Here is a 23,576-nt window from a genome sequence, read left to right as displayed (position 1 = left end):
AAGTTTTTAATGTGAATGATGATTCATGCAACCATGGCTAAAATACTTAAAAGATCGAAATATTCTCGAAAACTTTTCTTCTGGCTTGGAATCTATAGAAGGATCTTTGTCTGTTTATCTGGGATTTGATCCTACAGCACCAGCTTTGCATATTGGGCACTGGATTGGAATTTGCTTTTTAAAGAGGCTAGTTACTTTGGGTCTTAATCCTATAGCTTTAGTCGGCGGAGCTACAGGGATGGTGGGTGATCCTTCAGGAAAACATAGTGAGAGATCTCTGCTTGAAACAGATGAAGTCATGGATAATAGTCAGAAGATCACGGCTTGTTTAAAGAGATATCTTCCTGAAATTACTATTGTAAACAACGCAGATTGGTTACAAAGCATTTCTCTGATTGATTTTCTGCGCGATGTAGGGAAACACTTTCGATTGGGCCAAATGCTAGCAAAAGATACGATAAAACAGCGGGTGCAATCTGATGAGGGAATTAGCTATACAGAGTTTAGCTACTTGATTCTGCAATCTTACGACTTTTACCACCTATTTAAGAATTATGGTACCATTTTGCAATGCGGAGGAAGTGATCAGTGGGGAAATATTACTTCGGGAATTGATTTCATTCGCCGTAAAGGACTAGGTCCAGCCTATGGTTTTACCTATCCTTTACTGACCAATGCGGAGGGGAAAAAAATTGGAAAAACTGAGTCTGGAACCCTTTGGCTGGATTCTACACTAACTTCCCCTTTTGAACTGTACCAATATTTACTTCGTTTACCGGATGGAGATGTCCCTAAAATTACTAGGACCTTGACATTACTGAGCAACGAAGAGGTACAGGATTTGGATAGAAAATTGGAGACAGATCCGATTCTAGTTAAAGAGTTTGTCGCTCAAGATATTCTCCGCGCTATTCATGGTGATCTAGGTCTTGAAGAGGCTCTTTCTGTAACTCGTAGTATGCAACCAGGGAGTCTTTCCGTCTTGTCCGAGGAAGATCTTCATGGATTATTTATAAAAGGGATGGGAGTGGCCCTCAATAAATCTGAGGTGCTAGGAAAATCGTGGTTAGACGTGTTTCTGGCTATAGGGCTTTGTAAATCTAAAGGGGAAATTCGAAGGCTAATTGAACAAAAAGGATTGTATGTTAATAATACACCAATTGCTAATGAGAGCAGTGTCTGTAAACAAAAAGATATTTTTTACGGTCATTACATATTGTTAGCACAAGGTAAAAAACGAAAGCTTGTTCTATATCTAAATTAGTTTAAGGAGGCTAGATAGATTTGCAAACGGATATTGGTCTTATAGGTTTAGCTGTCATGGGAAAAAATCTCGTGTTGAACATGATGGATCATGGTTTTTCTGTCTCTGTGTATAATCGGACGCCAGAAAAAACACGAAATTTTTTACAAGAACACTCTAATTATCAAGGACTTTTAGGTTTCGAGTCTCTAGAAGATTTTGTACATTCTTTGCAAAGACCTCGGAAGATTATGCTGATGATCCAAGCTGGGCAAGCTATTGATCAAAGTATTGATTCGTTATTACCTTTTCTAGAACCAGGCGATGTGATTATTGACGGTGGAAATAGCTATTTTAAAGATTCCGAACGTCGTTGCAAGGAGTTACAGGAAAAAGGGATTCTCTTTTTGGGGGTAGGGATTTCTGGAGGAGAAGAAGGCGCGCGTTATGGTCCATCAATTATGCCCGGGGGTAATCCAAAGGCCTGGCCCTTAGTAGCTCCTATTTTTCAATCAATAGCGGCACAAGTGAATGGTCGCCCATGTTGTTCTTGGGTAGGCATTGGTGGTGCGGGCCACTATGTAAAGGCGGTCCACAATGGAATAGAATATGGAGATATCCAGTTAATCTGTGAAGCCTATGGTATTTTGAGAGATTTTTTAGAGCTTTCGCCAACTGCAGTGTCTACAATTTTTAAAGATTGGAATACTCTAGAATTAGAGAGCTATCTAATTCGCATTGCTTCTGAGGTCTTAGCTCTGAAAGATAGCCAAGGAATTCCTGTCATTGATACTATTTTAGATGTTGTCGGCCAAAAAGGGACCGGGAAATGGACCGCTATCGATGCTTTAAATTCTGGAGTCCCTCTCTCTTTAATTATAGAAGCAGTTCTTGCTCGCTTCCTGTCTTCTTGGAAAGAAGAGCGTGAGAGAGCAGCCCGTGAATATATGGGAATTCCCTTGGTACTTCAAAAGCCTAATGATCCCTCAGTATTTATTCAAGATGTGTTCCATGCTTTGTATGCTTCAAAAATCATCAGCTACGCCCAAGGGTTTATGCTTTTAGGGGAGGCTTCTAAAGAATATAACTGGGAACTCAACCTTGGAGAAATTGCATTGTTATGGCGTGGGGGATGTATTATCCAAAGTGTATTTTTAGATGCTATATACAAAGGATTTGCTACTAATCCAAATAGCTCTTCCCTCATCTTTCAAGAATATTTTTCCAAAGCGTTATGTCATGCTGAAATGGGTTGGCGTAGGACGGTAGTGACTGCAATTGGAGCAGGATTGCCTATCCCATGCTTGGCAGCTGGAATTACATTTTATGATGGATATCGTACAGCAAACTCATCAATGTCATTAGCTCAGGGACTTCGAGATTATTTTGGTGCTCATACTTATGAGCGTAATGATTGTCCTCGAGGGCAGTTCTATCACACTGATTGGGTTGATAAGAAAACAACAGAAAGAGTGAAGTAAATATAAGAAATTTATTGAAATGCTAATCTAATTTTAAAACTTCGATAAAGGCTGTATTTGGAATAGAAACTTTTCCGAATTCTTTCATACGTTTCTTTCCTTTCTTTTGCTTTTCCCAAAGTTTTCGTTTTCTAGTAATATCTCCTCCATAACACTTTGCTGTAACATTTTTCGAAAGGGCTCGAATCGTTTCTCGGGCAATCACTTTTTTATTAATAGCAGCTTGAATTGGAATCTTGAATAGTTGTTGAGGAATTACATTAACCAGTTTCTCACAGATACTTCTTCCTCGAGCTTCTGCTTTGTCTCTATGGACTAAACAAGAAAAGGCATCTATAGGCTCTTCATTAATTAGTACTTCTAATTTAATGATAGATCCCTTGCGGTACTCTCCAAGACAATAGTCAAAAGATCCATAACCTTTTGTTACTGATTTTAGCTTGTCATTGAAATCAGAGACAATTTCATTTAAGGGAAGTTCGTAAGAAAGAACGAGGCGATGCTGATCTAACATCTCAGTTTTTATGCATACACCGCGTTTATCTAAACAGAGATTCATAATGTTACTCAGGTATTCTTGAGGCGTAATAATATTTACATACACCCATGGTTCTTCAACATGTTCGATAATCGCAGGATCGGGATATCCTGAAGGATTATCAATATGTAGAGTCTTTCCATTTTTTAAAACGACCTTATAGATTACACTTGGGGCTGTCGCGATGATATCTAAGTCAAACTCTCGAATGATCCTTTCAAAAATAATTTCAAGATGGAGTAGTCCTAAAAAGCCACAACGAAAACCAAAACCTAAAGAATGGCTGCTTTCTTGTTCTATAGTTAAAGCCGAATCATTAAGCTGTAGTCTTCCTAAAGCATCTTTCAGAGTATCAAAATCTGAAGAGTCTATAGGGTAAATTCCTGCAAAAACTACAGGATTAATTTCTTTAAAACCCTCTAAGGGAAATTTTGCGGGATGTTTTACTGTGGTGACCGTATCACCGATTTTAACATCTTTAACTTTTTTAAGATTAGCAATGAAAAAACCTACCTGTCCAGGAGATAGGGAACCTTCTATCAAAGTTGCTTTGGGGAGAAAAGCCCCTATACCTAATACTTCGAAAGAAGAATTTTTAGAAGCCATAAAGATAATGCGGTCACCTTTTTTTAATTCACCGCTGATAATGCGTACATAGACCATAATTCCAACGTAAGGATCATAGTGAGAGTCGAAAACCAAAGCTTTAAGTTCTGTTTCTTCAGGCATCTTTGGAGCAGGGATAAGCTGAATAATGGCCAGGAGGATCTCAGGAATTCCTTGTCCTGTTTTTGCGGAACAGGTAATGATGTTTGTCGTGTCTAAGCCTATGTAATCCTCAATCTGTTTGGTAACCCTAGAAGGATCAGCAGAAGGAAGGTCTATTTTATTTAATACGGGAATGATTTCTAGATTTCGCTCAAGGGCGAGATAGACATTAGCAAGACTTTGTGCTTGCACGCCTTGAGCTGCATCTACAATAAGTAAGGCTCCTTCACATGCAGCTAGAGATCGCGAAACTTCATAAGAAAAGTCCACATGACCGGGAGTATCAATTAAGTTGAGTTGATAAACCTCTCCTTCATATGTATAAGTCATTGTGACAGGATGTGCCTTAATTGTAATGCCACGCTCTCTTTCGAGATCCATAGAATCTAAGAGTTGCTCACGCATTTCTCGTTCTTCTACTGTGCTCGTGCTTTCCAACAGTCGATCAGCAATTGTAGACTTGCCGTGGTCAATATGCGCTATAATTGAAAAATTGCGGATGTTCTCTATCTTATATTCTTTCAAAATGTACTAATATTATCTAGTTTTGTTGATGGTTTCTTAGAGACGCCTCAGAAAGGCTCTTATAGAAAAAGAGCGGTCTCTAAAATGTGTTTCTAGCTTTCGTCCTTTATTTTTTCCCCCAACGAAATAATCATGCCAAGAATCTTAATCGGTAATTACTATCTTTACATTCCACAGGTCAAAGTATAATAGATCACACTGAGAAACCACAAGAATTTAAAGTAGATTTTGCAATACAGCTACTAAGTTTCTACGCTTATGAACGTAACATAAGAGGTAAATTTTAATAGGGAATGATTAAAATTATTATTTCTGAAATATGCGACAAGGCAGAATATGTTTTGAATAAGGAAAATAATAAAAGGTCTTTACTATATAGAATTGTTTATCTAAAGTTTAGATTCGTTTGTTTTCTATAAGCATTGCGATCCAAGGCGACTTAATTTTTTCTAGATTTAATTATGTCTAAAGTAGTTATTGTTCCACAGACTGTCTTTCAAAGATCTGAGAGCCCGAGATTTTCAAAAACTTTATTAATAGACAATATTCTTTTAAGAATTTTTCTAGTTTTTGCTACAGCTTGCCTAGCTTACATGGTCTTTCTCGTACTTCCATTTGGAGTTGCTTGTTTTGTAAGTGTGGTCTTCAGTCTTGTGTCTTTGGGTTTGCTTATTCTCTCTGGTATGGAGTTGATGCAATATTGTCGAAAACCCTCCCTACCACTGCCTATAGGGTTTTTAAAGTTACTAGAAACATTTTATCCCCCCTCTATTTCTCGCCTAGCTATACAACAAAAACTGAATCTTGAAGAACTGCATACAATCATAGAATCTGTAAGAAATATGTTATCCTTAGAGGAGGCTTTACCCTCACCTCTACTTAAGAAGGTCAAAGATTTTAATATCAAGGACTTAACCAAGGATCTTAGCCATTTCCACTTTCCTTTGGTGCAATTAGAGGACATCATGCTTGCACATTGTCCCCTATATTGGTTGCATAATTTCGTGCAATCTGCGCCTAAAAATATAATGTTACCGCTGAGTCATAAAGAGGAGGGCGATCTTAATTATTATTGGCTAGGGCCTTTAAATAGCGAGACCCGTTCTCAAACTATTTTTGATTTGGCAATCTATGCGATCTCTAATGAAATTTCTGAGAAGCAATTGAAAATGTTAGAAGCTCATCTACACAAGCAAGTAGATGCGGAGGGGAATGAAAGTATCCATAGTTGGAATAGCAATTTAGTAAGACGTACTATAAAAGATCTTATGTGTGCTTGTAAGAAATATGAAAGGAACATGCCTGGCTCTTATAATGAACAACCTATTCCCAATTTTACTGAAGAAAAAGTAGATAGTTTGTTGCGTTTTATTATTGAGAAACAATTTTCTTTTGCCCAACTTAAAATGATTAGTCAGTTGAACTTTAATCATTGGCAATGGCTTTGTTCAATCGATAAAGCGGGGGCTTCAGCATCTCAAGTGGCTTCCTTTGCAGGTTTTCTTTTGCCTTTTATATCTAATGATTTCAAGTCCAGTGAGCCTTATATTCAACTTGCTCTTTGGGAAGAGCTACAAATAACGTTAGAGCGATATCGTGGTTCGGGTCCTGTATGGAATGTTGGCTATGTTCTTTGTGATCTATTTTCTAAGAGATCGGAAACTGTTCGAAAAAAATTCGGAGCTGCAAATAACGAAAGGAGACTAGACAGTTTTCTCTCTAAAATTAAGGGAACATAGTGAGTCCTCTAACTGTAGGTCCTTTTAAACCATAGGTAAATCAACCTTACTAATTTATTTGGAGATGTATTGGTTGGTATAGAGCCTTTATAACGATATATATCAAGCCATATGGAAGATTATTGCACTGTTTTTTTTTGATTAAAATCTAGGCCTTATTCCTATTTGTGCTGATCAATACTATATCTTTATAGTTGCTTAGGTATTCTTCTTACTTTCCTTAGCGATAGCTTTCAGGAGGTTTCTTCCCTATTATTGTAACTAATGTTTGTCTCATTAAAGGAAAACAAAAGAAAGGAAAATTGAAGATCCCTATGAAAAACATTTTAACTATTGTCGATGCAAGAAGATTGGAAAAAAGCAAAATCTAGTTTTGTAAAAATCCTAAACTGTTGATCAGTAGAATCCTTCTGCTGATGAATTATGAGAACAATACTTTTTAGAAGAGGAATTTTTTGAATTAGAGATTTTTATTTACATATAATCTATACTGGCTCTGGATAAATCTGTGTTTAAGGAGTGGCTATGACCATAACTGTTATTCCACATGCTTTATTTAAAAATTATTGTGAATGTCACAATTCATGTTCTTTGAGTGGAAGAACTGTTTTACGAGTAGCTGTTGCTGGACTCTTTTGCATAGGAGCATTAGTAGCTTTAGGCTGTTTATCGACTCCTATTTCTTATATTGTCGGAGGTATTTTAGCTGGTATTGGTTTTGTAATTCTTGCTTTAGTGATTTTAGCTTTGATTTTTGGTGAAAAGAAGCTACCTCCAATACCACGAGTCATTCCTGATGGTTTCATTAAGGTTATAGGTAGTACTTATAGTACGCCGATTGCTCTATTTGTAAAAAAACAACAGTTGACGTTAGCTGAATTTAGGCAATTTGCTACCGTACTAGTACAGCAAATTACTCCTGAAGAAAAAATAAAACTGCTACCGGAAGAATTACAAAGTAAAGTCGAAAAATATGGTATTGGCAACCTTATGGAAGATATGGAACGTAGTGATTGGCGATGTTTCGAAGAGATCTTAGAGGAAAATTGTCCACTTTATTGGCTTCAAAAATTTGTATCAGCAGGAGATCAGAAGGTTTGTAAAAACTTAGGCATTCCTAAAAAATGTTGGGGATATTATTGGTTAGGTCCTTTGGGACATAGTCAAGCTAAAGGAACAGTTTTCTCTCCTGGGATCCATAGTATTCTTACTAAATTGAAAGAAGAAGAATTTGTTTTGTTGAAAGACCATGCTTTAAAAGGGACTTGGGATAGAAAAGAAGTTAAGGAAATTATTAGTCGTATATGTAATGACTGTAAAGGAGAAAGTGGTGCTCTTTTAGATATTGAAAAAGTCTTAACGATCTTTTCTGAAGAAAAAGTCAGTAATGACTTACTATTGTTCAGCGTACATGGATGTACATATGATCAGGTTCAACTGATTACAGCTCTTCCTAAAAAGACTTGGAACTGGTTTTGTTTTATAGATAATATTGTGACAAAGAACTTACAACTCTGCCTCCTTGGAGGAGCATTATTTTCACAGGAACTTATTGATGAATGCTCAAAAGCCTTTGATATCAATTTAGCCCTCTACCCTATTAGAGAATTAGAAAAAGCTAGTAGAGTGTTAGAACTTTCTAAAGATCCAGCTCAACAAATGGGGCGATTTTTACTACAACACTTATCTTTAGCTTCTAAGCGTCTGGAGAGTATATTAAGGCAGGGTCTGCATTTGCGGACTATAGCTGATGGAGAGAAAAAGATCCCAGTTTATGAAATCAACTTTATAACAGGATCCAGGAGTAGAATATCAGAAAAGACCCTGCCTATAAATAAGAAAATCGGCTAGGTTTTTGAGCTTTGAACAATCTGGAGAATTTTCAAAAATTTTTATATGGTCTATATAGTTCAACGGAAGTTTCTTTTCTAGATCAGGGGCACCTGTGTTTCTAGCGAATTTTTAAACTGTGAATTATGGCTCATTAAATTTGTAAGGAACATTGTCATATTAGTTGATCGTTTACGGATTGCTATAAATTCATTCAAAGAAAGGAGAGCTAGTGAAGGTAAAAACTCTGATTTGTTTCTATTAAGCAACCCTTGTATATACAGTCTTCCAATAAAAGATGCTAATTTGATCTCTTCGGAATTTTTTATGCAGTCTAGGGATAAGCAGCAGAGATTTTCCCATAAATTGGACGAAGTTGTTTTTATCAACCGTATTTGTTTCCAAGAAAACTTTTTCCTAAAAATAGCTAATAGCATTGCATTGAAGGAGACTTCATCGAGCATGGGGAACATAGTAAGGTTACGGTAAGACTGGTACTTTATACAATACGTTGCGAAGAGTTGTTGTTTTATAGATAAACAATCACTACTAGGATTGTTCCAATCCCCATTTAATGCAGTATCTTTTAGACTTTCAAAAGTATTTTTCGTTAATACTCTGGCTAAAACTAATGTATGTAAATTTAAAATAGAGTCACTGCTCCTACTAAGTCCTAGGGGGGTAAACCAATGGATAGGAAGCATTGTTTCGTCTACATAATCTTGTACTGTTGCCTGTTTGTATTCAGAATCTATGCGTATTTCAGTAGTCTTTAAGACCGAACTGCCAAAGGAAATAAACTCACTCAACCAAAAAAATGGGCATTCCTTTTGCAAAAATGCTTTTAATGAAGGAAAAAGGGGATGATCAAGGGGCGAACTTCTGGTTTGTTGAAGACGCAAGTTAAGGATCTGTCTTTTATGAGTAAGGGTATCGACCTCATTTATTATGCGCTCAAGACCAAACGCTTCTATTTTGCCTTTTAACGGCTGTGGTGGAAAAGTTAAATTTGCCTTACCTTTATAATATAATTTATTTAGAAAACTTACAAAATTTATTAGTTCATTAAGAGAAGGTTTGACTTCAGCAATGAAATCTGAAACAACTCTAGGATAATGAAATTGAATTTTTTTTAAGAGACCCTCTGGAATTATTTGTGTTAGTGCCTCAGGAATGGTAGGCGGAACCTTTTTTATACTGAGAGCTAAGCCCACTAAAGAAATCAAGAATGCTAGTCCTATCAATGCTCCACCTAGAATATAAGATATTGGGGATACAATACAAAGGAAAGCGATTAAAGATCCTAAAACTAAGATCGCGCTAAACGCAATATGAACAACAAGAGAATTCTTTACTTCAAAATTATACTTATTTGTAAAAAAAAATTTAAAAACAGAAGGAACAATATAACTCATAGGTATCCTAGATAATTACTATAGATTATATCATAAAAAATCTCTTCTTAGAAGTTTTTCTAATTTGATTATTTTTATATAAAATATTTCACCTTGTTCACGCCGATTTTTTTCTGAAGGTCATTTGAATAGTTCTTCCTAAAGAGACTTCTACTGCTTCTTTATGTGAGCCCAAGCTGAGGCCAATTTTATTTAAGATGCACCCCATATTTCCCCTTAAGGGTTCGTGCCCCAGTCTCTGGATTTATAGAATACATAGGAGAATTTTTTACATGATCATACATAAGTTGATCGAGGTCGCTCCCTTGTGTCAGGCCTTTTTGACTAAGATAGGGACAACTAGTCAATAGATATGCTGCTAAAGCGTGTGCTGGTTGTACATCAGGGTGGTTTTTAGAATTATTTTCTACTAGAGAGGCCATTTCTTCCCAAGTTATTCCTCCAGGTATTGACTTATCATCAAAAAATTTATCACAGGAAGAGAGAAACCCTCCTAACTTTGCTATTTGAAAAGGATGTCCGCCCCATGTATTGAACTTACATAACCAGATCCAAGATTTCCAGTCTAAACCAGAGATTAAAGTAGCTTGTGTTTCTGGGTCCATGTCATAAATACTCAATAAGAGGAGAAGGTGTCTAACCCCTTCCTTAGTTAATGGAAAGTCTTTAAGCAGTCCTTCCTCTGCCTTGAGTCTCTTATGCCAGCTTTTGTCTATTCTGTTGTATATTTGTTCACAGATTTTTTTAGCCTCAGAGTGGTTCCATAGCGCTTTAGCATATATTCTTAACTGACATTGTTCTCTTGGAGTAATTTCTTTCAAAATCGCATAAGTTAATGGTTGGAAGATAGTAGTCTGTTCTAATTGGTACACAAAGCGTCCTAAAGTTTGATAGGCCCTTTGTGCAATCGTTTTTGAAGAAGAGTCTTCATGAAATTCATCAAGATTAGTAAAGAGTCTGAACCAATATAGAGGGCAATAACGACTGAGTAGGATTTCAATATCATCAAGACTATGGAAGTTTATTTTATCTAGTCGTTTGACCCCAAATTCTTGCAGCTTGTCATCCAAAGCGTTGGGAAGACCTGCTTGAGCACGTCTATGCACAATAAGCTGATTAATCTCTTGGAAAGAGAGCTGTTTTTCTATAATAAAGCTAACTAGGGGACGAGGATAATTTGTTTTAATTATTTTCAAGAGTTTTTTAGGAATAGGATGAGGTTTTCTAGGATGTTTTATCGCAGCGACTAGGGTTAAGATTAGTATGGTGAGGGTTACTCCAGCTAAAACTCCTCCGACAATATAACTAACAGGAGCTATACAAAAAAGGAATGTAAGAATACTGGTGATTGCTAGAATAATGGTTAAAGCAATTCTAGCAATGGTTCTTGCTTTTAAAGAACAGTCCTGATGGCACTCACACCTATTTTTAAATAGTAGATGAGGTATTTGAGTCAAACAAATAGCGCCCATATAGGTAACTCCTAAAAATATTCGCAATATTGTACTATATTTCTTATAAAAATGTATTAATAAAATATATTCTATATTTATATAGATCTTAATAATAGATTATTTATTAATAAATTTTTTAAAATACAGAGTATAGAAGTAATGCTTAGGCTAGGAAAAGCAACCACATTTTGATTTTACTTTATTTTCTCTCTTTTCCCTAATTTCATATTGAAGTTATAAATTGGCAGAGTAGAGAGTACTTCATTCATTTTGCGCTTAATATCGTGCTTCCGTGTTAAGAAATTTTGATGCTGTTTTGTAATTGAGCATAAGTCTTGAAGTAAGGTGCATCCGTCTTTTAGCCTGGAAGGATCTCCTTTGCCTCCTAAAATTTTGAGCTCTTCCCATGTTAAATAGTCTAGCACAGGTTCGTATTGTAAGGAGTCAGGATTGAGCATTTCGGTTTGCGTGAGTAGATAGCCTCCAAACATAGCTATTTGCAAGTGCCCTGTAGAGTTATCAAGCCTATGAAGAAGCGACCACTGTTCCTCGCTTAAAAGATTAAGTAGTTTTGCCTGTTCCCAAGTCACATGATGAGAAAAGAACAAAAATAAGAGCTGCGAGATGCTTGTATAACTTTTTGAAATCCCTAGGCTATAGGAGGAAATCTCGCGTTTTTTTAATAATTTTTTAGAAACTTTTTCTACAAGCGGCGTATTCCACTGGTTATTTTGTGCTAGGTTAAGTAGGGTGCTATAATCTTCTTCCGAGATTAAGCTAATAAGGGGACGTATAAATGGATGGAAAATAGTCGTGTGCCCTTTATGACAAGCCATGGGGCCAAGGAAATTATAAGTTCTTGCTTCTTTACTTAATAGTGCTTCCCAGCTTAGAGGTTGGGTTTTACTTATAAAATGAAAGAGCCAGTGTAGGGGACAATAGTTTAAAAGGAGTTCTTCGAATTCAGGGAGATAGGTTGGATCTATAGTCTCCAGACTTGCTAGTCCAAAAGCTTCTGCCTTTTTATTTAAATGCAAGGGAAGGTTTAAACCACTTTTCAAACAACCAATAAATGTTTTGAATTCGCTAACAGTTAAGAATTCTGCTTTGACAAAATCAAAAATTTTTCTGGGATAACGGTTATAAATAATATCTAAAAGTGCTTTAGAGATTGGATGAACTTTAGATGGTTTAGCTACCGCTTTAACTAGAGTTATAATCAATACTATAAGCGCAACAAGTGCTAAGGTTCCTCCAACAGCATAGCTAATAGGAGCGGACAAGAAAATAAACAAAGGTACACTAGCCAGAGCTAAAAGAAGTCCAAGAACAAGCCGGGCTATTGTTCTATGTTTCAAAGAATAAGATTTATGGCATAGGCAATCATTTTTTAATAATGTGTGCGAAACTGATGTTATCGGGTTACAACTCATACTCTATCCAAACTTTGCGTATCTAAAATATATGTCAAAAAGCTTTATCAAAGAGATCAAACTTTTGTTTAAGATTAAATAAATAGAAAGTCCCTATCTATAAAGAGATAGGGACCGATGAGAATAAGAAAAGGAATCTACTATGAAGAAGCTGTAGCTGGATCTTCTGAAGTTCTTGTTTGAACTGATGCAGCTTCTTGAGAAACTTCTTTTTCTTTAAGAGCAGACTGTGCCAAGAATAATTTATTTAACTTAGTTGCAGAGACAAGCCAAATAGCAATGATAACAAGAAGAATCACTGCAAGATAAGGTGTCATAGCTCCAATACTTCCACAGATAACGAGCAATCCTTGCTGGATTAAAGCACCACCTGATTTTCCAAACCTAGCACCAACTACATCAATAGCAGCTTTCCCTTTGACTTTTTGCTCTTGATCTAAAGGAATGTAGGCCATTTCTTTAGTAGAGTCAAAGAGTGCATATTTTGTAGATTTAGAAAGTATGTTTTGGATAGCACCAACAACGACAGCTAACATTAATGGTGTTGTACCGAACATAGCAACGAGGCCAGAAGCTTTATCCCTAAAGATGACTAGAGTAAAGAAAATAATCCCTGTTAAGAGAACCATTACAGGAGTAACTAAAGCTCCTGTTAGCCATCCGAACTTACGAATAACATTACCGCCAACAAACAGCATAATGAAAACAGAAACTACACCAGTCCAAAAGGAGAAGTTCCCCATGAATTGGCTGTAGTCATTCATATTCGGATACTGTATTTTGAGCTGACTTTTCCAAGTTACTTCAATCAAATTAATGCAAATACCATAAGAGATAACTAATAGGGCAAGTAACAGAATATAGGGGGATCTAGCAAGATAGAGGAAGCTATCTTTCATATTCATTTTAGTTTTGACGCCTTTCTTTACCTTTTGCATTTCTTCTGGATTATAGAAGCGAGGATCAGTAAGGACATGTCTATTGATCCACCAATAGCTTAGCATAAGGACAATACCAGACACAATGGTCATGCTCATTAAAATAGTTAGAGAAAATCCCCATGGATCTACACCTTCAGATACAGCAGCTCTAAGCTTGGAAGCCCAAACAATGGCGCGACCGGAAGCCAGTAAAGCAACGTTAGCTCCTATACCAAAAAGAGCATAAAAGCGCTTTGCTTCGTGAATTTTAGTAATCTCGTTAGCAAATCCCCAAAACATTAAGGATAGCATTACACTTCCCCAGAGCTCTGCAAGTACGTAAAACGCAGCAAATGTCCAATTACGTAAAATGGCTACAAGCCCTAATAACCCTGAGGGTAGGAGAGCTTGTAAACGGTCAGCAAAATCTGTAGGGTGTAAAGTATCCCTGAGAGGATATATCACGGTGGGGAACAAAGCAAAGAAAAGCAAAAATGGGGTTATTACAGTGTAGAATAAAGATTGTTTACTCAATATATTGCTTAATTTTGCATAAATAAGCATGAAGATAATAGCACAGGGGACAACAAGCCAAAATTTAATAAAGGGAATTGCTTCTGCACCAGAGCCAGGAGCCCCTACAATAAGAGTGTCCTTTGTATCGCGTAGTACCGTATAGTTAAATGTAATACAGAAGAACATTAGGAACATTGGCAAAACTTTCTTTAGCTCGTGAGTGTGTATTGGCCACAGGAAAGAGCGCAATTTTCCAAAAGGTTTTTCTTCGGTTTTTGTCATATTTTACCCTCTGAAATACTTTTATTTTCTATTCTGATAATTTTTAATTTCTTTGTGGACAAACTTAAATCGTTTCCATTTCGAAAGATCTTACAATATACCATCTTTTCCCTCTATTGACAAGAGTAAAGGGAAAGAGTGGGACGATAAGACCTGGTAGGCGACTTTATTTTCAAGTCGCCCATAAAGTTTTTTTTTGAATTAAACGAAAGAAGAAGCGATTTCAAGATTGGTAGAACTTACTGCCTTCACAGCTTCCACGTATGCGTTCCATAATTCTGGGCTGACTATACCGTTGCGAATAGAGCGAATTAACTCTCTTTTTAAGGAAGTTAACGGTTTTTTAGGGCTAAAACGAGCTAACAGATCTTTGTCTCCAACTTGTCTTGCTAATTCCAAAACGCGTTCAATATCTGTTTTAGTAAAGTTAATAAAGTCGCGACGTTTTTTAGATCCCCTAGGAGCTCTAGGTTTAGGATTAATTGTGCGTGGAGTTTCCGATTCTAAAATAAATGTTTTTAACATTTTTACGAGTTGTTCAGGAGCAGCACTTTTCATTTTTTTTAAAGTAAAATGATGCATATAACCGCCGCTAGGGCCTGGAAGATAGCGACATAGATCGTTTTCTTTGTTTCCGCAGATTTTTTTAATAGCTTTTCCGATCAGTTTTTCTATTTCTTCTTTTGTACTTGATTGTTCTACGGCCATGAAACCCACCTTTTATAATTGATGCTTACGTATTTTATAAGAAAGAATGTGGCATACTTTCAATTTAATGTTTAGAAAAATAAAATTAAAGCGCTGTTTTAATCAATCAGCGAACATAAATGTATTCGAAATCTCCTTTTTGGAATATTTTCCCTCTAAAGATCTTTTTGTTTCTTAAAACAACTCAAAATATAAAAATCATAAACCAAGGAAGATTTTTTTCTATAACATTTTGTTGGGTCATAAAACAAATGGCTTTTTTAATTTTGTCTTAAAATTATATTAAATAAAAACAGTTTTGTCTTTTTCATTAGTTCTTCTTCTTCGAGAATAAAAAAATTTTGTAAAGAACCTATTTTTTTGTTATTTTTTCCTTGGTTAATTTTACACGCGAAAATAAATAATAAACCCTTTAGAAGATTTATAGCTTCGGTATTTAGTTCTGCTCGTTAAGTGATTTATAGTGGATCTCGAAAAGATGGTTGGAGGGATAGATGCAAATGGCATGTATATTTAAAATAAAATATTGGATGCTCTGTTTAGTTGTATGCGTTGCAACTGCTGGATGTACAATGTCAATGCATCAGAGTCAAAATTCTCCTCCTTGTGTATTATCTATGAATCGCATGATTTCTGACTGCGTTCAAAGAGTCGTTGGGGATAAGCTTACTAATCTTGTTTTGATAGAAGGATCCCTAGATCCTCATGCCTATGAAATGGTAAAGGGAGATGAGGATAAGATTGCAGGGAGTACGCTAATTTTCTGTAACGGTCTAGGGCTTGAGCATACGTTAAGTTTGCGAAAGCATTTAGAAAATAATTCAAGGGTAATCAATATAGGGGAGCGTTTAATCGCGCGTGGGGTATTTACTCCTTTGGAAGAAGGGGGCGTTTGTGATCCTCATATCTGGATGGATCTATCTATTTGGAAGGAAGCTGTTATAGAAATTGCTGACACACTTAGTCAGAGGTTCCCTGAATGGTCTGCTGAATTTAAAGTAAATGCTATCCAGCTTGTTCAAGAAATTCTTGCTTTAGATGCTTGGGCAAAAAAATGCTTGAGTACGGTTCCTGAGAGCTCTCGATATCTTGTATCAGGCCATAATGCCTTTAGTTATTTCACTCGCCATTATTTAGCTACTCCTCAAGAAGTTGATAGTGGAGAATGGAGGTCGCGTTGCATTTCACCCGAAGGTTTATCCCCGGAAGCTCAAATTAGTGTTCGTGATATTATGACGGTTGTAGATTATATTAACGAACATGATGTTCGAGTGATCTTTCCTGAGGATACTTTGAATCAGGACGCTTTAAAAAAAATAGTTGCTTGTCTAAAGAAAAATCATCTTGTCCGTCTAGCTAAAAAACCATTGTATAGTGATAATGTTTGTGATGATTATTTTAACACTTTTAGACATAACGTACGCCTTATTACTGAAGAGCTAGGGGGAGTTGCTGTTGAATTACAAGAATGAGACTTTCTGGTCTGTACATAACTTGTGTGTAAACTATGAGCGTACAGCTGTTCTTTACCATGTATCGTTCTCTTTGGGAAAAGGGTCATTAACTGCTATTTTAGGTCCTAATGGAGCTGGTAAAAGTACTCTTTTAAAAGCTTCTTTAGGACTAGTCAAACCTGCTTCAGGTAATATTTATTTTTTTAATCAAAAATTTAAAAAAGTACGTCAACGCATTGCTTATATGCCTCAGAGGGCTAGTGTGGATTGGGATTTTCCCATGACTGTCCTAGATCTGGTTCTTATGGGGTGTTATAGTTACAAAGGAATGTGGGGGCGAATTTCTGGGGATGATCGAAGAGAAGCTTTTCGTATTTTAGAAAGAGTTGGCTTGGAATCTCTAGCAGATAGACAAATAAGCCAGCTATCAGGAGGACAGCAGCAAAGAGCGTTTTTAGCTCGGGCTTTGATGCAAAAAGCTGATTTATATCTTATGGATGAGTTGTTTTCGGCGATTGATATGGCTTCGTTTAAGACCTCTGTAGAGGTATTACGCGAGCTTCGAGATCAAGGCAAAACTATAGTTGTTGTTCATCATGACTTGAGTCATGTACGTCAGTTATTTGATGAAGTGATTTTATTGAATAAGCGTTTAATTTGCTACGGTTCGACTCATGAGTGCCTCACTAGTGATACTATTTTCCAAACCTATGGTTGTGAAATCGAACTTTTGGAACATACCTTGAAATTGTCTCGAGGAAAACAATTTGGAGCATGTTGATTATGCTCAGCTGTATGTTTTCTGATACAATTTTCTTATCTAGTTTTTTAGCTGTCACTTTAATTTGTGTAACCACAGCCTTGTGGGGCACAATTCTTTTAATTAGTAAACAACCTCTTTTAAGTGAAAGCTTATCTCATGCTTCGTACCCAGGGCTTTTGATTGGTGCATTAATAGCGCAATATATTTTCCCATTGCAAGATTCTATTTTCTATATAGTCTTATTTGGATGTGTTACTTCGATATTAGGTTATGGGATTATTGTATTCCTAGGGAAAGTATGTAAATTACATAAAGATGCTGCCCTCTGTTTTGTCTTGGTAATGTTTTTTGCCCTTGGGGTTATTTTAGCGAGTTATGTGAAGGATTGCAATCCTGCAATGTATAATCGAATTAATGCTTATCTTTATGGACAAGCGGCAACGCTAGGTTTTTTTGAAGCAGGCTTGGCTGCGGTAGTATTTTGCGCCTCTTTAATTGTTTTGTGGTTATGGTATCGAGAGATTATTGTGACTACTTTTGATAAAGATTTTGCTTTTACTTGTGGCGTAAAGACTATTCTTTATGAAGTAATAAGTCTGATTTTTGTATCATTAGTGATTGTGAGTGGTGTGCGAAGTGTAGGAATCGTTTTAATTTCTGCAATGTTTGTAGCTCCTTCTTTAGGTGCTCGGCAGCTTTCAGATCGTTTAAGCACAATGCTTGTTTTATCTGCATGTTTTGGTGGGATTTCTGGAGCTTTAGGAAGTTATATTTCTGTGGCATTTGGATGTCATGCTGTTATAGGGAAGCAAACAGTTTTTGTCACATTGCCTACGGGACCTTTAGTTGTAGTTTGTTCTGGAGTATTAGCATGTATGTGTTTACTTTTTTCTCCAAAATATGGGTGGGTGACTCGAACTTTTCGTAAAAAGTGTTTTTCTTTTTCAAAACATCAAGAGCATCTCTTAAAGATATTTTGGCATGCGTCTCATAATTGCTTGGAGAATATTAGTGTTCGAGACTTTGTCTGTAGTGATAAATACCAGGAATACTTTGGCCCCAAACCTTTCCCTACATGGAGGGTTTGGATTTTAGAATGGAAAGGTTATGTGATCAAAGAAAGCGATCGTTATCGACTTACAGAAAAAGGCAAGGTTAAAGCTTTAGGGCTAGTCCGTGCTCATAGATTGTGGGAGTCGTATCTTGTACACTCTTTAGACTTTAGCAAAGAAAATGTTCATGAATTGGCTGAAGAGATAGAGCATGTTCTTACTGAAGAATTAGATAATACGCTGACAGAAATATTAAATAATCCTTTTTATGATCCCCATCAGCAAATTATCCCTGACAAAAAAAGGGAGGAGTAATGGTTTTGGGAGTTTCTCCATATTATGGAGTATCTTTTTTTCAATTTTTTTTAGTGTTTTTTTCGCGGTTGTTTTCCGGAAGACTTTTTTCTAGTTCTCTATATATTGATGACGTTCAGGTTATAGTTTTTCTTGCTATTTCTTGTTCGGGTGCATTTGCAGGAACATTTTTGGTCTTAAAGAAAATGGCTATGTATGCTAATGCGGTATCTCATACTGTACTTTTTGGTTTGGTCTGTGTTTGTTTATTTACACATCAGCTCACTACCTTATCTTTGAGTACGTTAACTCTTGCGGCAACGGCAACGGCTTTACTTACAGGTTTTCTTATCTACTTTATTCGTAATACATTTAAAGTTGGAGAGGAGAGCAGCACAGCTTTTGTCTTTTCTTTATTATTTTCTCTTAGTCTAGTCTTATTAGTCTTTATAACAAGGAACGCTCATATAGGAACAGAACTTGTATTAGGAAACGCAGATTCTTTAAATCAAGGAGATATTTTTCCTGTGGCTATTGTTGTTTTAGCTAATGCTATGATTGCTATCTTTGCATTTCGTAGTTTAGTGTGTACTTCCTTTGACTGTGTATTTGCGACGTCCTTGGGAATACCAACTCGATTAGTTGATTATTTAATTATATTTCAACTTTCTGCATGTCTTGTAGGGGCTTTTAAGGCTGTAGGCGTGCTGATGGCTCTTGCTTTTTTAATTATTCCTACACTTATTGGTAAGATTATAGCCAAATCGATAGGTGGTCTTATGGGTTGGTCTCTAGTCTTTAGTCTTGCCACTTCATTTTTAGCCCCTGCTTGTTCACGAGCTATTTTAAGTGCTTATGGCGTTGGTTTATCGACTTCAGGGATATCTGTGGTGCTTTTGACAGCTATGTATGTCTTTGTTAAGCTTACGAGCTATTTTAGAAATAATTTCACTAAAAATTTTGAAAAAGGACATCAAAACAGTTTAGAATCATAACTTTGGTTTAAAAGAATGAAGTCTGAGAGTTTAGGTGACTATATTTGTAGAGAGGCTTTAGAGAAGAAATAGTATTAATAGAGAATTGACAATTCTTTGACTTGCAGAGTATGATTCTCTTTTTCACCTAGTTAAAGGTAGTATGCTTGAAACATTTAGCTGTTCTGGGGTCAACAGGTAGTATCGGTCGTCAAACATTAGAAATTGTTAGACGTTATCCTTCAAAATTTAAAATTATTGCGATGGCTTCTTATGGGAATAATTCAAGGTTGTTTTTTGAGCAACTTGAGGAATTTTCTCCTCTAGCTGCTGCGGTTTATCACGAAGATGTTTATAAAGAAGCCTGTCGCAGATTTTCCGGCATTCAATTTTTTCTAGGACAAGAAGGTTTGATACAGCTTTGTGTTATGGATGCAGTAAGCATGGTTGTTGCTGCTTCTTCCGGGATAGAGGCATTACCGGCTATTCTAGAGGCTATAAAAAAAAGAAAAATGCTGGCTTTAGCTAATAAAGAGATTTTAGTTTGTGCTGGGAAATTGGTGTCTGAGACAGCAAAGCAGTATAATACGCAGATTCTTCCAATAGATAGCGAACATAATGCTTTATACCAGTGTTTGGAGGGAAGAGCAAGTGAAGGAATTAAAAAGTTAGTTCTCACAGCTTCTGGAGGACCTTTGTTTAACAAGTCACTAGAAGAGCTGAATCGTGTGACAAAACAAGATATTTTGAACCATCCTATATGGAATATGGGGGCTAAAATAACTGTAGATTCTTCGACATTAGTGAATAAGGGACTCGAAATTATAGAGGCTTATTGGCTGTTTGACTTAAAAAATATCGAGATCACTGCTGTTATTCATCCTCAGAGCTTGATTCATGGTATGGTCGAGCTACAAGATGGCAGTGTGATTTCTATAATGAATCCTCCTGATATGCTTTTCCCAATACAATATGCTTTAACAGCTCCAGAGCGTTTCCCATCTCCTAGGGAGGGGATGGATTTTTCTAAGAAGCATACTCTAGACTTTTTCCCGATAGATGAGGAGCGATTTCCTAGCATTCGTTTAGCGCGGCAGGTATTAGAATATCAGGGATCTGCAGGAAGTTTTTTTAATGCAGCTAATGAAATTTTAGTGCATAGATTCCTTTCTGATGAGATTTCCTGGTGCGATATTTTGCAAAAATTAACGACTCTTATGGAATCTCATAAGGTTTATGCCTGCCACTCTCTAGAAGATATTTTGGAAGTAGATGGTGAAGCTAGAGCTCTTGCTCAAGAAATATAATCGAGTAGGTATATGACAATAATCTATTTTATTCTAGCTGCCCTAGCTTTAGGGATATTAGTGTTAATTCATGAACTTGGCCATTTAATAGCAGCAAAAGCTGTAGGAATGGCTGTAGAGAGTTTTAGCATAGGTTTTGGCCCTGCTTTATTTAAAAAGCGCTTAGGTAGCATTGAGTATCGCATTGGCTGTATTCCGTTTGGGGGGTATGTTCGCATCCGAGGTATGGAACGTTTGAAAGAAAAAGAGGGGAAACAGATAGAGTCTGTTTATGATATCCCTAATGGATTTTTTAGCAAGCCTCCTTGGAAGAGAATGCTTGTTCTTTTTGCAGGTCCTGTTGCTAATATTCTTTTGGCTTTCCTTGCTTTTACTATTCTTTATATGAATGGAGGTAGAAATAAAAATTATAGTGACTGTTCTCGAGTTGTTGGTTGGGTTCATCCCATTTTACAAGCTGAAGGATTGCTTCCTGGAGACGAGGTGCGGATATGTAATGGAAAACTTTATCAAGGAGATAAAGACATGTTAACTGCCTCTTTATTAGAGGGGCATTTAAATCTAGAGGTTACACGTCCAGGTTACCTAGCAGTCCCTAACAAAGATTTCAGTCTTGACGTAGAGTTCGATCCTACTAAAGCAGGACTCCCTTGTTCTGGGGCTAGCTATCTTTTATATCGTCATCAGGTGGGATTGCCTGAGAATTCTCCGATGGCGAACTCACAATTGCGTCATAATGATCGTCTAGTATGGATGGATGGCTCTCTACTTTTTTCTATGTCTCAGTTATCTCAAATTCTGAATGAGTCTTATGCTTTTGTTAAGGTGTCGCGTAATGGAGAGATCTTATTTTCTCGTCAGCCTAGAGTGTTAGCTTCAGTTTTGTACTATACTCCCTATGTGCGTAATGAACTTATAGATACACAATACGAGGCTGGACTCAAAGGTAAGTGGTCTTCTTTGTATACTTTGCCCTATATAATCAATAGTTATGGGTATATTGAGGGGGAGCTTTCTCCCATAGATCCAGAATCCTCTTTGCCAGAATTTACAGAAAGATTACATCTTGGAGATCGTATTGTGGCGATTGATGGAACTCCTGTTTCGGGAAGTGCAGATATTTTGCGTCTAGTTCAGGAGCATCGAGTCTCTATGATTGTTCAAGAGATGAGTCCAGAAGAACTTGAAGAGGTCAATTCTTTGGATGCGGATAAGAAGTTTATAGCTTCTTATCATTCAAAAGACCTATTAAAAATACTAAACCATCTAGGAGACCTTCAGCAAGTAAAAACAGCAGGACCCTACCGTCTTCTTGACTCTATTCAACCTCGTCCTTGGATTGATATCTATTCTTCCGAAAAATTAGACAAACAATTGGAGGTAGCTAAGAAGATCAAGAACAAGGATAAACAAAGATATTATCTAGAACGTCTTGATATTGAAAAACAAAGATTATCTTTAGGAATATCTTTAAAAGATCTTCCGGTAAAGTATAATCCTTCTCCGACAGTTATGTTGATGAATATTACCAAGGAGAGTCTTAGTACTTTGAAAGCATTGATTACCGGACATTTGAGTCCCCAATGGCTTTCTGGACCTGTTGGCATTGTCCAAATTCTACATACGGGATGGTCTGTAGGATTTTCTGAAGCACTTTTTTGGATCGGTTTGATTAGTATGAATCTTGCTGTTTTAAATTTACTCCCGATTCCTGTTTTGGATGGTGGGTATATTCTTCTATGTTTTTGGGAAATAATCACAAGAAGACGTTTGAACATGAAGATTGTGGAGAAGATATTAATCCCCTTCACCTTTTTATTAATCCTTTTCTTTATTTTTCTAACTTTTCAGGATTTATTTCGCTTTTTTGGTTAGGATTCCATTTTTTTGGAAATCCATAAAGAGTGTAGGGACGAGAACCAAAACAGTGTATAACATAAATATCTTTATTGGGATAAGGTTTGAGTCTTGAATTCTTTTGCTTATCCTCAAGAACTGTTTGTACTAAATCTTGTTCAGCGACGCGTTCGATTATGGGGGTGTTGTTTCCTTTTTTTAAAAACTCCTTCATAAGGTAGAGTGACTTACGGTTAGTAATGATATAGGTATGGCTGGTATGGAGAACATAGGCTTTATGTGGTGTATCTAGTTTTGTCTCTATGATACAGACTTTCCCATCATTTTCGTACGGTAGGCGGAAAGGGAGAAATTTGCTTTTTTTGTTTCCACTGAGAACAAGCACATCTAGAGATGAGGGAAGCTTACCTACATTCAGCATCTTTTTAGGACAATAAGTAAGTAGCTGTCTTCCTAGTTTTCCTCCGAATACAAATTGCACAAATTTTATACATCTATAACGTCTGGCAAGTGTGGATCCTGCATTTGGTGGGGCCATAAGAATAGCTTTTCCTTTTTTGGCTTCTTCGGGACAATCAGGGAGAGCAAGTGCTACACGGACAATGACTCCTCCAATGGAATGAGTTACAAAATTTATAGGGACTCCAGGCTTGAGTTCAGCAATTTTTTTTAATAGGCGATTCAGGTGTTCAGCGTGCCTTTCTAGAGTAAACTTACGAGTTTCATAATTCCAAATAAAGACATCGTAGTGCTCTTTTTCTAAAACGCGAGCGATCGGCTTTAAAGATGTATATGATCTTAAGAATGCGTGTATGCAGACCACGGATTCTTTTCGCTGTGATGTTTCCTTTAACCCTCCAATCCCAGACGGAAGGGTTTGGATTACTGAGGTTTCCGAGAATAAGGGATTACCAACAGCTAGAAAAAGTATACTTAATAAAAATTTCTTCATTTGTCACCGATATAATTATTTTAAATAAGTTTTTTATTAAAAAAGAATATGTTTGTTATTACTTATTATTA

The 23,576-nt window shown here is 36.5% G+C and carries 17 protein-coding genes; 10 read left to right on the top strand and 7 right to left on the bottom strand.

Annotation, left to right across the window (positions count from 1 at the left end; all coding sequences use genetic code 11):
* Positions 1-25: 25 nt before the first annotated feature.
* Together tyrS and gnd are read left to right on the top strand one after the other, a co-directional pair.
* Complete coding sequence (gene tyrS, locus C834KP_RS01625) at positions 26-1,264, top strand: tyrosine--tRNA ligase (RefSeq protein WP_108896464.1); 1,239 nt, start codon at positions 26-28, stop codon at positions 1,262-1,264.
* A 20-nt stretch (positions 1,265-1,284) separates the two neighbouring features.
* Entirely contained in the window at positions 1,285-2,724 is a 1,440-nt protein-coding gene (gene gnd / locus C834KP_RS01620; protein ID WP_108896463.1) for a decarboxylating NADP(+)-dependent phosphogluconate dehydrogenase, read from the top strand.
* Between the two features lie 22 nt (positions 2,725-2,746).
* On the opposite strand, the gene lepA is transcribed toward gnd, so the two are convergent.
* Positions 2,747-4,555, bottom strand: a complete 1,809-nt coding sequence (gene lepA, locus C834KP_RS01615; protein WP_108896462.1) for a translation elongation factor 4 — start codon at positions 4,553-4,555, stop codon at positions 2,747-2,749.
* A gap of 461 nt (positions 4,556-5,016) precedes the next feature.
* Between lepA and C834KP_RS01610 the strand changes: the two genes are divergently transcribed.
* Positions 5,017-6,294, top strand: a complete 1,278-nt coding sequence (locus tag C834KP_RS01610; protein ID WP_108896461.1) for a DUF1389 domain-containing protein — start codon at positions 5,017-5,019, stop codon at positions 6,292-6,294.
* Between the two features lie 525 nt (positions 6,295-6,819).
* Complete coding sequence (locus C834KP_RS01605; protein ID WP_108896460.1) at positions 6,820-8,145, top strand: DUF1389 domain-containing protein; 1,326 nt, start codon at positions 6,820-6,822, stop codon at positions 8,143-8,145.
* Positions 8,146-8,222: 77 nt separating this feature from the next.
* On the opposite strand, the gene C834KP_RS01600 is transcribed toward C834KP_RS01605, so the two are convergent.
* From C834KP_RS01600 to ddbA, 5 genes are all read right to left on the bottom strand, one after another.
* Complete coding sequence (locus C834KP_RS01600; RefSeq protein WP_108896459.1) at positions 8,223-9,539, bottom strand: DUF1389 domain-containing protein; 1,317 nt, start codon at positions 9,537-9,539, stop codon at positions 8,223-8,225.
* A gap of 188 nt (positions 9,540-9,727) precedes the next feature.
* A complete protein-coding gene (locus C834KP_RS01595; protein WP_108896458.1) occupies positions 9,728-11,011 on the bottom strand; it encodes a DUF1389 domain-containing protein in 1,284 nt (427 codons plus the stop codon).
* Between the two features lie 176 nt (positions 11,012-11,187).
* Positions 11,188-12,426 carry a DUF1389 domain-containing protein gene (locus C834KP_RS01590; RefSeq protein ID WP_108896457.1) on the bottom strand — a complete coding sequence of 413 codons (1,239 nt, stop codon included), beginning with the start codon at positions 12,424-12,426 and terminating at the stop codon, positions 11,188-11,190.
* 140 nt (positions 12,427-12,566) lie between these two features.
* Positions 12,567-14,144, bottom strand: a complete 1,578-nt coding sequence (npt1, locus tag C834KP_RS01585; protein ID WP_108896456.1) for an NTP/NDP exchange transporter Npt1 — start codon at positions 14,142-14,144, stop codon at positions 12,567-12,569.
* A gap of 201 nt (positions 14,145-14,345) precedes the next feature.
* Positions 14,346-14,852, bottom strand: coding sequence for a DNA binding protein DdbA (gene ddbA / locus C834KP_RS01580; protein WP_108896455.1), 507 nt, complete (start codon positions 14,850-14,852; stop codon positions 14,346-14,348).
* Between the two features lie 494 nt (positions 14,853-15,346).
* Here ddbA and C834KP_RS01575 point away from each other — a divergent pair, with 494 nt between their 5' ends.
* From C834KP_RS01575 to C834KP_RS01550, 6 genes are all read left to right on the top strand, one after another.
* Positions 15,347-16,324, top strand: a complete 978-nt coding sequence (locus C834KP_RS01575; protein WP_108896454.1) for a metal ABC transporter solute-binding protein, Zn/Mn family — start codon at positions 15,347-15,349, stop codon at positions 16,322-16,324.
* Positions 16,308-17,087, top strand: a complete 780-nt coding sequence (locus C834KP_RS01570; RefSeq protein ID WP_108896453.1) for a metal ABC transporter ATP-binding protein — start codon at positions 16,308-16,310, stop codon at positions 17,085-17,087. Before C834KP_RS01575 ends, C834KP_RS01570 begins: the two co-directional genes overlap by 17 nt.
* Positions 17,088-17,089: 2 nt before the next feature.
* On the top strand, positions 17,090-18,436 hold the full coding sequence (locus C834KP_RS01565; protein ID WP_108896452.1) for an iron chelate uptake ABC transporter family permease subunit: 1,347 nt from the start codon (positions 17,090-17,092) through the stop codon (positions 18,434-18,436).
* Complete coding sequence (locus C834KP_RS01560) at positions 18,436-19,410, top strand: metal ABC transporter permease (protein ID WP_108896451.1); 975 nt, start codon at positions 18,436-18,438, stop codon at positions 19,408-19,410. Before C834KP_RS01565 ends, C834KP_RS01560 begins: the two co-directional genes overlap by 1 nt.
* 146 nt (positions 19,411-19,556) lie before the next feature.
* Positions 19,557-20,696, top strand: a complete 1,140-nt coding sequence (dxr, locus tag C834KP_RS01555) for a 1-deoxy-D-xylulose-5-phosphate reductoisomerase (protein WP_108896450.1) — start codon at positions 19,557-19,559, stop codon at positions 20,694-20,696.
* 12 nt (positions 20,697-20,708) lie between these two features.
* Positions 20,709-22,571: a site-2 protease family protein gene (locus C834KP_RS01550; protein ID WP_108896449.1), complete on the top strand. Its 1,863-nt coding sequence runs from the start codon at positions 20,709-20,711 to the stop codon at positions 22,569-22,571.
* On the opposite strand, the gene C834KP_RS01545 is transcribed toward C834KP_RS01550, so the two are convergent.
* A complete protein-coding gene (locus C834KP_RS01545; RefSeq protein ID WP_108896448.1) occupies positions 22,528-23,505 on the bottom strand; it encodes an esterase/lipase family protein in 978 nt (325 codons plus the stop codon). The genes C834KP_RS01550 and C834KP_RS01545 overlap by 44 nt on opposite strands.
* Between the last annotated feature and the right edge of the window lie 71 nt (positions 23,506-23,576).

It is taken from the genome of Chlamydia serpentis (genome assembly GCF_900239945.1).
GTDB classification, from domain to species: domain Bacteria; phylum Chlamydiota; class Chlamydiia; order Chlamydiales; family Chlamydiaceae; genus Chlamydia; species Chlamydia serpentis.
Note: the sequence above shows the minus strand (reverse complement) of the source record. Positions and strands in the feature narration are given on the sequence as shown.